The sequence below is a fragment of the Kitasatospora sp. NBC_01287 genome, from assembly GCF_026340565.1.
Classification (GTDB): domain Bacteria; phylum Actinomycetota; class Actinomycetes; order Streptomycetales; family Streptomycetaceae; genus Kitasatospora.
Map to the genome: position 1 here is coordinate 404,189 of NZ_JAPEPB010000002.1, position 13,573 is coordinate 417,761.

10 protein-coding genes are annotated in these 13,573 nt (G+C 71.9%); 7 read left to right on the forward strand and 3 right to left on the reverse strand.

Annotated features, from left to right (window positions below; all coding sequences use genetic code 11):
* Positions 1-297: 297 nt before the first annotated feature.
* Positions 298-2,247: a molecular chaperone HtpG gene (gene htpG, locus OG455_RS38670; RefSeq protein WP_266301443.1), complete on the reverse strand. Its 1,950-nt coding sequence runs from the start codon at positions 2,245-2,247 to the stop codon at positions 298-300.
* A gap of 103 nt (positions 2,248-2,350) precedes the next feature.
* The gene (locus tag OG455_RS38675) at positions 2,351-4,093 is read right to left on the reverse strand and encodes an LCP family protein (RefSeq protein WP_266301833.1); all 1,743 of its coding nucleotides are present in this window, start codon (positions 4,091-4,093) and stop codon (positions 2,351-2,353) included.
* 289 nt (positions 4,094-4,382) lie between these two features.
* On the opposite strand from OG455_RS38675, the gene OG455_RS38680 reads away from it, so the two are divergent.
* The 3 genes from OG455_RS38680 (at position 4,383) to OG455_RS38690 (ending at position 6,100) form a co-directional block, all read left to right on the forward strand.
* Positions 4,383-4,643 carry a hypothetical protein gene (locus OG455_RS38680; protein ID WP_266301444.1) on the forward strand — a complete coding sequence of 87 codons (261 nt, stop codon included), beginning with the start codon at positions 4,383-4,385 and terminating at the stop codon, positions 4,641-4,643.
* An 87-nt stretch (positions 4,644-4,730) separates the two neighbouring features.
* Complete coding sequence (locus OG455_RS38685; RefSeq protein WP_266301445.1) at positions 4,731-5,216, forward strand: MarR family winged helix-turn-helix transcriptional regulator; 486 nt, start codon at positions 4,731-4,733, stop codon at positions 5,214-5,216.
* A 17-nt stretch (positions 5,217-5,233) separates the two neighbouring features.
* Entirely contained in the window at positions 5,234-6,100 is an 867-nt protein-coding gene (locus OG455_RS38690) for a haloalkane dehalogenase (RefSeq protein ID WP_266301446.1), read from the forward strand.
* Between the two features lie 311 nt (positions 6,101-6,411).
* Here OG455_RS38690 and OG455_RS38695 read toward each other — a convergent pair whose 3' ends face one another.
* Positions 6,412-7,992 (reverse strand): IS1182 family transposase, encoded by a 1,581-nt coding sequence (locus OG455_RS38695; RefSeq protein WP_266300803.1) that lies wholly within the window; start codon positions 7,990-7,992, stop codon positions 6,412-6,414.
* A gap of 82 nt (positions 7,993-8,074) precedes the next feature.
* On the opposite strand from OG455_RS38695, the gene OG455_RS38700 reads away from it, so the two are divergent.
* The 4 genes from OG455_RS38700 to OG455_RS38715 all read left to right on the forward strand — a co-directional run bounded on the left by OG455_RS38700 (position 8,075) and on the right by OG455_RS38715 (position 13,554).
* On the forward strand, positions 8,075-8,800 hold the full coding sequence (locus tag OG455_RS38700; protein ID WP_266301447.1) for a C39 family peptidase: 726 nt from the start codon (positions 8,075-8,077) through the stop codon (positions 8,798-8,800).
* Positions 8,801-8,934: 134 nt separating this feature from the next.
* Positions 8,935-11,286: a helix-turn-helix domain-containing protein gene (locus OG455_RS38705; protein ID WP_266301448.1), complete on the forward strand. Its 2,352-nt coding sequence runs from the start codon at positions 8,935-8,937 to the stop codon at positions 11,284-11,286.
* 417 nt (positions 11,287-11,703) lie between these two features.
* Positions 11,704-12,654: a heavy metal-binding domain-containing protein gene (locus tag OG455_RS38710; RefSeq protein WP_266301449.1), complete on the forward strand. Its 951-nt coding sequence runs from the start codon at positions 11,704-11,706 to the stop codon at positions 12,652-12,654.
* A 69-nt stretch (positions 12,655-12,723) separates the two neighbouring features.
* Positions 12,724-13,554: a heavy metal-binding domain-containing protein gene (locus tag OG455_RS38715; RefSeq protein WP_266301450.1), complete on the forward strand. Its 831-nt coding sequence runs from the start codon at positions 12,724-12,726 to the stop codon at positions 13,552-13,554.
* Positions 13,555-13,573: the final 19 nt, after the last annotated feature.

The window sequence follows — 13,573 nt, forward strand, 5'->3', positions numbered from 1 at the left end:
CGACGTGCGCGCCGGCGCCCGGTGACCGGCGCCGACCCGTGGGCCGCAGGGTGAATGCGTCGAGTCTGCGGGCCGCCTGCGGGGGCGGACAAGGGCGGAGCGGGGTGCGCTACGTCCTACCGCACCCGCCGCTGAACAGGCATGATGGACTCGACACTCACCAACGGCCCGCGCCGGCGCGGCAGTAGTGGCCCGCACAGCGGAACCGCCCCGCGCCAGGTGGGCGCGGGGCGGTCCGGGGCAGTGCGGTTGGGCAGTGCGGTCGGGCACGCCGTTGGGCAGTGCGGTGCCGGGTGCTTACAGTGTGCGCCCCAGGCGGTCCGCCATCAGCTTGATGAAGCGTGACGGCTCGTCCAGCTGACCACCCTCGGCGAGCAGCGCCATCCCGTAGACGAGCTCCACCGCCTCGGCGAGCGCCTCGTGCTCGGCTTCCTGGGCGTGCGCGGCGTTCAGGCCGGTGACCAGCGGGTGGCCGGGGTTGAGTTCCAGGATGCGCTTGCCCCGGGGGACGTCCTGGCCCATCGCGCGGTAGAGGTTCTCCAGCGCCGGGGTCGCGTCGTGCGTGTCCGAGACCAGGCAGGCGGGCGAGACGGTCAGGCGGGCGGAGAGCCGCACCTCCTTGACCTGCTCGCCGAGCCGCTGGGTCATCCAGGCCAGCAGGCCCGCGTACTCCTGCTGCCGCTGCTCGCGCTCCTCCTGCTGCTCCTCCTGGTCCGCGCCGAGCGGCACGTCACCCTTGGCGACCGAGCGCAGTTCCTTGCCGTCGAACCCGGGGACCGCGTCCACCCAGACCTCGTCGACCGGGTCGGTCAGCAGCAGCACCTCGATGCCCCTGGCCCGGAACGCCTCCAGGTGAGGGGAGTTCTCCAGGGCCTGCCGGGACTCGCCGGTCAGGTAGAAGATGTGCTCCTGGCCCTGCGCCATCCGCTCGACGTACTGCTTCAGCGTGGTCGGCTCCTCCTGGTCGCGGGTCGAGGCGAAGGAGCAGCCGGCGAGGATCGCGTCGCGGTTCTCCGCGTCGGTGATCAACCCTTCCTTGAGCACCCGGCCGAACTCGCGCCACAGGACCGAGTAGCGCTCGGGGGCCTTGGCCTGCAGGTCCTTGACGGTGGAGAGCACCTTCTTCGCCAGCCGTCGGCGCATCAGCTCGATCTGGCGGTCCTGCTGCAGGATCTCGCGCGACACGTTGAGCGACAGGTCCTGGGCGTCCACCACGCCCTTGACGAACCGCAGGTACGGGGGCATCAGCGCTTCGCAGTCGTCCATCACGAAGACGCGCTTCACATAGAGCTGGATGCCGCGCTGGTAGCCCTGGGTGAACAGGTCGTGCGGCGCGCGGGAGGGGATGAAGAGCAGCGCCTGGTACTCGAAGGTGCCCTCGGCCTGCAGCCGGATGGTCTCCAGCGGGTCGGTCCAGTCGTGGCTGATGTGCTTGTACAGCTCGTGGTACTCGGCCTCGGACACCTCGTCGCGCGAACGCGCCCAGAGCGCCTTCATCGAGTTCAGCGTCTCGGGCTCGCGGGCGGCGGTCGCCTGCTCCTCGCCGTCCGCCCCCGGGGCGTCCGTGGCGGGCGGGGCGTCCGTGGCGTCCGTGGCGGGCGCGGCCAGCCTGATCGGCCAGGTGATGAAGTCCGAGTAGCGCTTGACGATCTCGCGGATCTTCCAGGTCGCGGCGTAGTCGTGCAGCTGGTCCTCGGTGTCCACCGGGCGCAGCCGCAACGTGACCGAAGTCCCCTGCGGCGCCTCGGCGGTGCTCTCCAGCGTGTAGGTGCCCTCACCGCTGGACGTCCAGCGGGTGCCCTCGCTCTCGCCGGCCCGTCGGGTCAGCAGCACGACCTCGTCGGCCACCATGAAGCTGGAGTAGAAGCCGACGCCGAACTGGCCGATCAGGCCCTCGGTGTCGCCCGCCTCCTTGGCCCCCTTCAGGTCCTGCAGGTACTTGGCGGTACCGGAGTTGGCGATCGTGCCGATGAGCTGCTTCACCTCGTCGTACGACATGCCGATGCCGTTGTCCCGCACGGTCAGCGTGCGGGCCTCCTGGTCGGCGTCGAGCTCGATGTGCAGGTCCGACACGTCAACGCCGAGCGAATCGTCGCGCAGCGCCTCCAGCCGCAGCTTGTCCAGCGCGTCCGAGGCGTTGGAGATGAGTTCGCGCAGGAACACGTCCTTGTTCGAATAGATCGAATGGATCACCATCTGCAGGAGTTGGCGTGCTTCCACCTGGAACTCGAACGTCTCAGTCGACATGACTCGCACGTCCTCCTCGGGTCTTCGCGGTGTGGTTGCTGACCCGAGCACTGTAGATCAACCGGGCCCCGACGCCGGCACGATCGGGGCCCTGGAGAGCGGCTCAGGGGGCGGAGTCGGGGACGCCGGGGCTCTTCTCGTACGCCTTGGTCGGGTTCATCCCGATGTTGTTGATCGTCACCGTGTCCTGGGTGCTCACCTGCGCGCACTTGCTGGAGTCGTCCGCGGTCTGCGCCTCGGAGTTGGTCAGCGCCGCCTGGGTGTTCACCGGCGCCGGGGCCGTCGGGGAAGCCGCGCCGCCCGCGCCCGCCGGCGCGGCAGCGAAGGTGCTCCCGGCCGTCCAGTCCTTGCCGATCACCAACGTGATCCCCGGACCGTCACCCGGCCTGACCGCCGAGGACGGCAACCCCACCGAGGCCGCCACCTCCTGCGCGTCCGCCTCCCGACCCGCCGTGTACGTCACCTCGCTGACCGCCGCACTCACCGTCGCGTTGGTCGCCGAGGTCAGCGAGCTGTACCCCGCCGTCTTCAACGCCTCCGCCAGATCCCCCGCCCGACCCGCCACCCCACTGCCGTTCTTCACGTGCACCGCGATCTCCTTCTTCGGCGCACCAGCCCCCGCCCCCGCGGCGGCCGCCGCCGACGACGCAGGAGCGGCGGGAGCGGCAGGCGCCGGCGCGGCCGAGGAGGCGTCCGGGTTCGCCGTGGAGGTGGCCTGCGCCGCCGCCGACGACTTGCTCCCGTCCCCGGTGGTCAGCGACTGGTCATTGATCATCGCGCTGAAGAGGTTCTTGGCCGCCGGGTCGACCACCACACGCTGCGTATTCGTCGGGTCGGGGTCGTTCTGCATCGTGGTCATCGTGATCCGGTCGGTCGGCACCTTGTTCAGGTCGTCCGCCAGCCCCACCAGCTGCGGGATCCCGCTCAGCCCGTTGTCCACCGTCAGCGCCTTGGTCGCCGCGTTCGCCAGCGACAGCACCGCCGCCGGGTTCGTCAACGTCCCCGCGCTCTTCAACTGCCGCACCATCGAGGACAGGAACATGTGCTGCGCCACCGTGCGCCCCACATCGCCACCATCGCCGAAACCGTGCCGGGTGCGCACGAACTCCAGCGCCGCCATCCCCTGCAGCGTGTGGTTGCCCTTCTTCAACTTCAGGTGCGAGTACGGGTCGTAGACGTTGTTGTCCACGCACACCGGCACCCCGCCCACCGCGTCCGACATCTGCACCACACCCGTGAAGTCGACCATCATGAAATGGTCGATGGGTATACCGGTCAGCTGGTGCACCGCCGCCACCGTGCACCCCGGACCGTAGTCCAGGGTGCTGTTGATCATGTCCCGGTGCGCCTTCATCGACGTGTGGTTCTCGGTGTCCGTGCAGGCCGGCAACTCCGCCATCGTGTCGCGCGGGATGCTCATCACCGTCGCGTTGCTGCGGTCCGCCGACACGTGCAGCACCATCTCGACGTCGGCGTTGGCCCCAGGCCCGCAGTCCCCACCGATCTGGCAGTCCGCGGCGTTGTCCCGCGTGTCCGAGCCGATCACCAGGATGTTGATCGGCGTGCGCCCGAAAGCGTCCGGCTTCTCGTGACCCGCGTCGCCCGAGGTGCCCGCGAAGAGCGCCGAGTGCTTGATGTTCCCGTTCAGCTCCTCGTAGACGTAGCCGAAGGTCCCCGCCGTCACCAGCACCAGCCCGGCCGTGCCGTAGGCCAGGATCCGCAGGCCCTTGCGCTTGGGCCTGCGGCCGGCTCGGCGGGCCGCGGCACGGCCGCCCCCGGCGCCGTCCGCACTGCCCGCCCCGCCCGCGTCGGCACGCCGCCGCCTTCCGGAACCGCTCTCCGGCATCTTGGTCACCTGTACGTCCTCGTTCATCGGCGCCGCCCAACACCGGCACTGGCCTACTCAGGACCGCACCACGGCAGCGGGTCGGTCACCTGAAAGGACGCCGCGTGGCAGCGCACCGGTTGCACAGTTGCGCAATCTAGCAACTATTTTCGGAAGATTCGACCACTCCGTCGGCGCACGGTGGCCCACGCCACCACCTCCGCTCACCCCGGCGCGGGCCAGGCCCCGGACCCGCGATGCGCGGCCCACCACGATCACGGATAGTGTCGACAGCAGCCAAGGAGGTCTGATGCTTGCCGGCCCTGGATTCTGGGACCTGGAGATCGCGAGGGCGGGCTGGTCGCGCGCCCCCTCGCCGTCCCCCGCCGCCTTCCCCGAGCTCATCGGACGCGCCGCCGTGTGGGGCCGCAACCTCTACAGCCGCGGCGGTGACCGGCTGGTCATCGAGTGGTCCGACCCCGTCACCCTCTCCGCCGTCCTCCTCAACGGGACGGCGCGGCAGGTGGACAGCGCCGAGGCACTGGCAGCCCTGGTCCACCGCGGCCGCTGAGCGGCCGACCGTTCGTGCGCCGTCCCGCGCGGCGCCACCCGGGCCAAATAGTAGCCATGGACATAGTTGCCATGTACTGTATCTCCCGTGAGCAACACACCGATTGGTCCGACCCCCGGCTTCCTGGTCTGGCGCCTGTCCACCAAGTGGCGGGCCGCCGTCGACCGGGCGCTGGCGCCGCTGGGCCTCACCCACGCCCAGTACGTCCTGCTGGCCTCGCTGTCCGGCATGGCGCACACCACCCCGCGCACCGCCCCCAGCCAGCGTGAACTGGCCGACCACACCGGCTTGGAGCCGCTCTACGTCTCCAAACTGGCCCGCGCCCTGGAGGCCGAGCAGCTCATCGAGCGCACTCGCGATCCCCAGGACAGCCGCACCGTGCGCCTCGCACTCACCGAACGCGGGCAGGAGGCGGTACGGCCGGCCATCGCCACCGTCCAACTGCTGCTGGACCGACTGCTCGCGCCACTGGGCGGGCGCGACGACCCGCGCACCGCGGGGCTCGTCCGCGACCTGACCGCCCTGCTGGACGCCCCGCTCGACCTCGACACCCCGCCCGCCCCCCTGCACTGACGACAAGGAGACCCACCATGCCCGAGATCGCCGTGCTCGACTCGACCATCCACTACGAGGACTTCGGCACCGGCACGCCCATCGTGTTCCTGCACGGCAACCCGAGCTCCTCGCACCTGTGGCGCGACGTGCTGCCCGCCGTCGGTCCCGGCCGACTGCTGGCGCCCGACCTGATCGGCATGGGTCGCTCCGGCAAGCCCGAGCTCGCCTACGACTTCGCCGACCACGCCCGCTACCTGGACGCCTGGTTCGACGCCCTCGGCCTGGACCAGGTGATCCTGGTCGGCCACGACTGGGGCGGCGCGCTCGCCTTCGACCAGGCCGCCCGGCACCCCGGGCGGGTGCTCGGCCTGGCCTTCCTGGAGACCATCGTCAAGCCGATGGCCTGGGACGACCTCTCGCCGCAGGCCCGCAAGCGCGCCGAGGCGTTCCGCACCCCCGGAGTGGGCGAGGAGCTGGTGCTCGACCAGTTCCTCTTCGTGCGCCAGGCCTTCACCGGCGGCGTGCTCACCCCGTTGACCGGCCCGGACCTGGACACCTACCTCGCCCCCTACCCCACCCGCGACAGCCGCCGCCCGATCCTCGCCTGGGCCCGCCAGCTCCCGCTCGACGGCGAGCCCGCCGAACTCGTCGCCCGGATCGAGGCGTACGACGCCTGGCTGGCCGACAGCACCGAGGTCCCCAAGCTGCTGCTGACCTTCGAGGGCTCGCCCACCCTGCTGATCGACGAGCGCATGGCGCACTGGTGCGCCACCCACATCGCCGCGCTCGACACCGTCGCCTGCGGCACCTCCGGGCACCACGCCCCCGAGGACCGGCCCACCGAGATCGCCGCCGCCATCAGCGCCTGGGCCGACCGCCACCAGCTGCGCCAGGCCCGCTGAGCCGACGGACCGCGGGGCTGACGGTGCCTCGGCCCCGCTCACCCGTCCGCCCCCCGTCGGCTGCGGCCGCCCCGCACCGGACCTAGGGGCCTGTCCGGGCGATCTTGCCGGGCGCGTGACGCCGGGCATCCCGCCTGGACGCACGCCCGAATCATCCAAGTACGACCCGGTACGAGGACGATCCGGGCGCACGCCCAGCCGGGCGCCCGACACCGCGCGCTGATCCGACAAGATCGCCCGGACAGGCCCTAGAAGGCTGATGAAGATCTTGTTGAGGGGCTGTCCGGTGGTTGGCCGGGTGGCCCCTCTGGCTATGCGGTGGCCGGGTTGAGGTGCCAGGTGTTGTCGGTGTGGGCGAGTCCGAGGTTGATCAGGGTTCGCAGGTTGAGGGCGGCAGCGCGGGTGTGGAGCCAGGTGTCGTTCTTGATGGTGCCGCGGTAGCGGAGTTTGCGGTTGCCGTGGGCGACGAGCCAGGCGACGGCGCGTTCGACGGGTGGTCTCCATCGTCGGTAGGCGGCTTGCCAGTGGGGGTTTGTGGCGGCTTGGTGGCGTGCGGTGGCGAGAAGATCGTGGTGCGGCCGGATGGTGACGATCCGGCCGGTCTTGGCGGTAGTGCACCGCTCGCGCAGAGGGCAGCCGGTGCACTGGCCGGTGAACAGTGCCTTGCGCTGCATGTGCTGTCCGGACGGCTCGGACAGCGGGGCGGTGTGGCCGGCGGGGCAGGTCACAGTGCCGGCCGCGGTGTCGATGGCGAAGTCGTCGAGGCCGAATCCGCCGGGGACGGCGGTCTTCAGCGGCGCCGGCTTGAGGAACAGCCGGTGCCCTTCCTGTTCCAGGGCCTGGCGGGCGTCGCTGGTGGAGTAGGCGGTGTCGCCGAAGGCGTCCACCGGGGCGTCCTCGTCGGCGAGCAGGTCGAGGGCGATGACGGCCTCGTGGTGTTCTGCTCCGGCGCCGGGCCGCAGGGCGACGGCGGTGTATAACCCGGTCTCGGGCTCGACGGCGAGGTGGGCCTTGTATCCGTCCTGGTAGTGGCTGCGGGTCTTGTGGACGTGGCGGGCCTCGGGGTCGACGGTGGAGACCGTGCGGTCGTGGGTGGTGCCCCGGGTGATGCGCCAGCGGCCGTCGCGGCCGTCGGAGTCGTCGGCCGGTTCGACGTCCTGTCCGGCGACCAGGGCCAGCAGGCCGACCGCGTTCGCGGCCTTCTCGCCGAGCTGTTGGTCGGGCAGGTGGCCCAGCAGCCGCAGTGCGTCGCCGACCAGGGCGTCGATGAGGTCGGCTCGGGCCTGGGAGTCGTTCCAGGCGATGCGGGGTTTGCCCGGGTCGGTGTAGTCGTGGGCGGTGCACTGCGCTGCTGCCACCTCGCCGGCCCCGGGGACCTCGCGGATCACCGCGCGGACGGCGGCGATGATCTGGGTGACGGTGTCCTGGGTGGCGACCGCGTCGTCCAGCACGGTGGAGTCCAGCGCCCGGCGGTGCCTGCCCTTGAGGACACCGGTGGCCTTGACGACCTCTCGAACGGCTTCGAAGATCCGGTTCGGCCGGGCGGAGCGAGCAAGCCGACGGCGGAAGTAGGCGAGCAGCGACGGGTCGAATGCGATGTCGTACAGGCCCAGTCCGCACGCGGCCTTCCATCGCAGGTCGCACCGCAGTTCCTGCACCGTCTCGAAGTCCGACAGTCCGTGCAGCGCCTGCAACGTGACCGCCGCCGCCAGAATCTGCGGTGGCATGCTCGGCCGCCCGTTCGCCGACGGATACATGTCCGCGAACATCACCGCCGGGAACAACTCACCACGGTGCTCGGCCAGAAACGCGAAGACGCTGCCCGTCGGGATCAACCCCCGGCACGTCTCCCAGACATCCGGCCCGACCGTCTCCCCGACCCATTCCCCCATCGCCACAAGACGAGTCTGGCCCCACCGCTCACGCGGCGGGGCCAGAACCCAACATCTTCATCAGCCTTCTAGCGTCGAGGGCATGACCAGCACCAGACGGCCGGCCCGCCGCCCCAGAGCCAGAGCCAGAGCCAGAGCAGCAGCATGCCTCGCGGTCCTCACCGCACCACTCCTGGCCCTGGGGGCGGGCACCACCCCGGCGCGGGCCGCCGGAACCACCAGGACTGTCCAGGTTCCCTTGTACTACCAGCAGTTGGGCAACGACTGCGAGGCCGCCGCGCTGCGCATGATGCTGGCCGCGCACGGGATCGCGGTCCAGGACCAGCAGATCCTGGACCGCATCGGCGTCGACCGGGTCCACGGCGAGTTCGGGCACGACGGGCCCAACTCCGGCGACCCGTTCAAGGCCTTCGTGGGCGACCCCGACGGCTCCGAGAACGAGGGCACCGGCTACGGCGTCTACGACCCGCCGGTGGCCGCCGCCGCCCGTGCCTACGGAGCGAAGGTCGCCTTCACCGGGCAGGGCCTGACCCCCGCGCGGCTGCGCGCCCACGTCCAGGCCGGTCGGCCCGCCATCGTCTGGGTCGACTACCTGTGGCGCAAGCGGCCCGACCATCCGTACACCGCCTATGACGGGCGCAGCGTCCTGTACGCCGGCCCCGCCGAGCACGCCGTCGTCGTCACCGGCTACACCGACCTGGCGGTCACCATCAACGACCCGGCCCGCGGCCACCTCACCGTCGCCCGGGGCGACTTCGAGGCCGGCTACGCGACCTACGGCGACATGGCCGTCGTCCTGGAGGCCTGACCCACCGCCCGCCCGGGCCCGGCGACCCTGGTCCGGCTGGTGCTTTCCCCGCGAGATCGCCTAGGTTCAGCCCAGCCCACACCCTCGCGGGGCCGGTCATCCGGCTCCTACCGCCGCCAACTGGGAGAACGCGCTTGTCAGGGGACTTCGGTGGACTCCTTCGGCAGTACCGGCGCCGAGCCGGTCTGACCCAGGAGGAACTCGCCCAGCGGTCCGGGCTCTCCGCCCACGCGATCAGCATGCTGGAGAGCGGGCGGCGCCTGCCCCGGCTGACCTCGATAGCCCGGCTCGCCGAAGGCCTGGGCCTGCCGGCCGCCGACGGCGAGCAGTTGGCCGCGAGCGTCCAGGCCGAGGACGCCGAGGAGGAGCGGCCCACCGCTCCCCCGGCCCCGCCGCCGCCCGCACCCGACTCGGTGGTGCCGCGCCTGCTGCCCTACGCCGTCGCGGACTTCACCGGGCGCGGCACGGCGCTGACCGAGCTCACCGGGCGGCTGCGCGGGCCGGACCCGGCCACGGTGGTGATCTCGACGATCGCCGGCATGGGCGGGATCGGCAAGAGCACCCTGGCCATCGAGGTCGCCCACCGGTGCCGGGACGACTTCCCGGACGGACAGCTCTACGTCGACCTGCGCGGCACCACCGCGCCGCGCGATCCCGGCGAGGTCCTCTCCGACCTGCTCGGCGACCTGGGCGTACCGCCGGCGGCCGTCCCGGTGCGCCCGGAGGCCAGGGCCGCGCTCTACCGCAGCACGCTGGCGGGGCGCCGGGTGCTGCTGGTGCTGGACGACGCGCGCAACGCCGCGCAGGTGCGGCCCCTGCTGCCCGGCACGCGGGGCTGCGGCGTGCTGATCACCAGCCGCTCCCGGCTGGCGGCCCTGTCCGGGGCTACGCGGCTGGACCTCGGGGTGCTCGACGACCAGGAGGCGCTGGCGCTGCTGACCGCGGTGATCGGCGCGGAGCGCGTCGCGGCCGAACCGGCGGCGGCCGCGCTGATCATCCGGCGCTGCGCCGGCCTGCCGCTGGCCATCCGGATCGCGGCGGCCCGGCTGGCCTCCCGGCCGGCCTGGCAGCTGCGGACACTGGCCGACCGGCTCGAAGGCGCCCACCTGCTGGACGAGTTCACCATCGAGGACGTCGCGCTGCGGATGAACTTCCAGGTGAGCTGCGAGGCCCTGGAGACCTCCGGGACGGCGGCGGACCGCACCGCGGCCCAGGCCTTCCGGCTGCTCGGCCTCTGGCCGGGGCCGTTCCTCGAACTGCCGGCCGCCGCCGCGCTGCTCGGGCTGACCGAGCGCGAGGTCGAACCGGCCCTGGAGGCCCTGGTCGACGCCCAGTTGCTGGAGAACACCTCGGCGAACCGGTACACCTTCCACGACCTCACCCGGGCCTACGCCTACGAGCAGTGCCTGCGACACGATCCGCCGCGACTGCGCGAGGAGGCGGCGGACCGCCTGCTCACCTGGTACCTGCACAGCGCCGCCAACGCGACGGACCTGATGAACCCGGACCAGGCGCGCGCCGGCTTCGACCGGATCCCGGCGTGCCCGACGGCGCTCACCTTCCCGGACCGGCCCGCGGCCCAGCTGTGGTGCCAGCGCGAGCGCGAGAACCTCGGCGCGGCCGTCGCGCTCGCGGCGGAGCGGCCCTCGGTGCTCTCCTGGGTGCTGCCCACCTCGCTGATGAACTACTACGTGCAGTACCGGCACTGGGCGGACATGTTCCGGGCGGCCACCCTCGGCCTGACCGCCGCCCGCCGGCTCGGCGACCAGGAGGCCCAGGCCTGGACACTCATCGCGCTCAGCATCGGCCACCGGCTGCTCGGCCGGATGCCCGAGGCGCTCGACACCGCCCGCGAGGCGATGACCATGGCCGAACTCGCCCAAGGTGAGCAGGCCGCCCAGGGAGCGCCGGTCATCGGGGCGGCCGCCTCGCTCTATGCCTCGACGCTGCACGTCATGGAGCGCTACGAGGAGGCGATCAGCTGGTACGAGACGGCGCTGCCGAGCCTGCGGGCGGAGGGCAGGCTCGGCAAACTGGCCGCCACGCTCAACAACCTCGGCTACGCCTACAACGAGCTGGGCCGGTACCAGGAGGCGATCACCTGGTACCGCAGGGCCATCGAACTGCTGCACGAGGCCCCGGACCCCTCCCCCTACGGCTTCGTCGAGGCCACCGTGCTGGACAGCCTGGGGCGGGCCCACCACGGCCTGGGCGAACTGGACCTGGCCGGCGAGACGCTGCGGGCGGCGTCCGACCAGCGGCTGCAGCTCGGCGACCAGGAGGGCGCGGCGACCACCCTCGACCGCCTCGGCGACGTGCGGCTGGCCGCCGGGGAGCGGCTGGCGGCCCGGGAGGCCTGGCAGCGGGCGGCGCAGTGCCTGACGGGCCGCGATCACCCCCTGACGGCGACCCTGCGGGCCAAGCTCGACGGGGCGAGCGGCGGCAGCTCGACGAGCCCGGAGGAGCCGGGCGTGGACACCGCCTGACCGCGTCGGTGTGCTGCGAGCAGAGTCACGTACGTCTCCTTCGGTGCTGTCGGTGCTGGTGGTGCTGGTGGTGCTGGTGGGCGCCGACACGGACAGGTCAGCGGCCCTGTGACCATCCTCGGTGGTGATCGACTTCGGCTCCATGGCGTCCGCTGTGCGTTCGCCTTGCGTTCCGGACCACCGCGTTCCGGACCACCGCGTTCCGGACCACCGCGTTCCGGACCCCGCGTTTCCGTCGGCGCGGTCCCGCTACCGGTGCCCGGCCCGGCCTCCGTACTCACCTGACCGGTCGGCTGGGACACGGCTCGCCACCCTGCTGTCGCCACGCCGGATCTTGCGCGTAGGGTGCCTTGTCGGAGCTCACCGGAGCCCGCAGCGGAGCACCGGATCGGTCGGCCGGAAACGGGAGGCGGACGCATGACGGAGTCGTGGAGCGGAGCGGGGCTGCCGCCCGCAGCCGCGGCGCGGATCGCCGAGGGGCGGTCCAGCGGGACCTGGTCCTCGGCGCTGTCGACGGGCGAGTTCGCCGCGATCAGATCGGTCGGGTTCGAGCCGGTCGGCCAGGTGATGGGCTCGGCGGTCTACCACGTCGGCCGCAGCGGCCGGTACTGGGGCTACCACTCCTGCACCTACGGCGCCGTGCGGCGCGCCGGCGGCCGGTACTACAGCAGCGGCATCGCGCTCTCCGGCGAGGGCGCGCCCTCCGCGGGGCTGGTGCAGGTGATGGACACGGCCCGGCGCACCGCGCTGGACCGGATGGCCGCCGAGTGCACCGCCCTGGGCGGCGACGGCGTGGTGGCCGCACAGCTGACGATGGCTCCGTTCCTGGGGGCGCCCAACTGCCTGGAGTTCCAGGTGATCGGCACGGCCGTGCGGGCCGCCGGCCCGGTGCGCCCGCGCCGGCCCTTCACCTCGCACCTGGACGGCCAGGGCTTCGCCAAGCTGATCACGGCCGGCTGGGTGCCGGTGGAGCTGCTGGTCGGGATGTCGGTCGGGGTGCGCCACAACGACTACCGGACCCTGATGCAGAACTCCATGTGGTCCAACCAGGAGGTGGACGGCTGGTCCGCGCTGGTGCACAGCGTGCGCTCCGACGCCCGCGCCCAACTGCGCCGCCAGGGCCTGGGGTACGGCGGTGACGGGGTGATCCTGGCCGACTCCGACCTGCGGATCTGGGAGGAGCCCTGCATGAACAGCTCCAACGACCAGAGTGACCACCTCGCCGAGAGCACCCTGATCGGCACCGCGATCGCCCGCTTCACCTCCGCGCCGGCCCGGCCGCGCACGCTGACGGTCATGCCGCTGAACGGCGGTGACCGGCTGAGCCGGCGCCTGGCGCAGGCCCGCCGACCGGGCGCCCGCGGTTAGGCCGTTCCTCGCCGGCCCAGCAGCAGCATTCGAACTCGCCGTAGACCACCAAAGGGGAGAACGACCCAGATGAACACCTTCGATCCGTCCGCGCAGGGTGTGCCCGCCGACGCGATGCGGCGCCTCGCGGAGCTGGAGCCGGGCAAGCCCGGCTCGATCTTCACCAGCGACCTGTCGGTCAACGAGTTCCTGCTGGTCCGCGAGGCCGGGTTCAAGCCGATCGGCCTGGTCCTGGGCAGCTCGATCTACCACGTCGGGATCCAGCTCGGGCGCTGGGGCAAGAACCAGGAGCTGGAGACGCTCAGCCAGGCGATGTACCACGCCCGCGAGTTGGCGATGACCCGGATGGAGGCCGAGGCGGCCCAGCTGGGCGCGGACGGCATCGTCGGGGTCCGGCTGAGCGTGGAGGCTCGCGAATTCGGCACCGACATCGCCGAGTTCATCGCCATCGGCACCGCCGTCAAGGCCGACCGGCCCGCACCGGACGGCAGCAGCTGGCGCAACAACAAGGGCCAGCCGTTCACCTCCGACCTCTCAGGCCAGGACTTCTGGACGCTGATCCGGGCCGGCTACGCGCCGCTGGGCATGACCATGGGCACCTGCGTCTACCACATCGCGCACCAGAAGATGAGTTCGGTCTTCTCCAACGTCGGCAAGAACGTGGAGATCGAGCAGTACACCCAGGCGCTCTACGACGCCCGCGAGCTGGCGATGGCGCGGATGCAGGCGGAGGCGGAGGAGCTGAAGGCCGAGGGAATCGTCGGCGTCCAGCTGAACGCCCACAACCACCGCTGGGGCGGCCACACCACCGAGTTCTTCGCGATCGGCACGGCCGTGCGCCCGCTGCGGGCCGACCACGAGATCGAGCGGCCCACCATGGTGCTGAGCCTGGACAACTGAGAGCCTGAGCTGCCCGGCA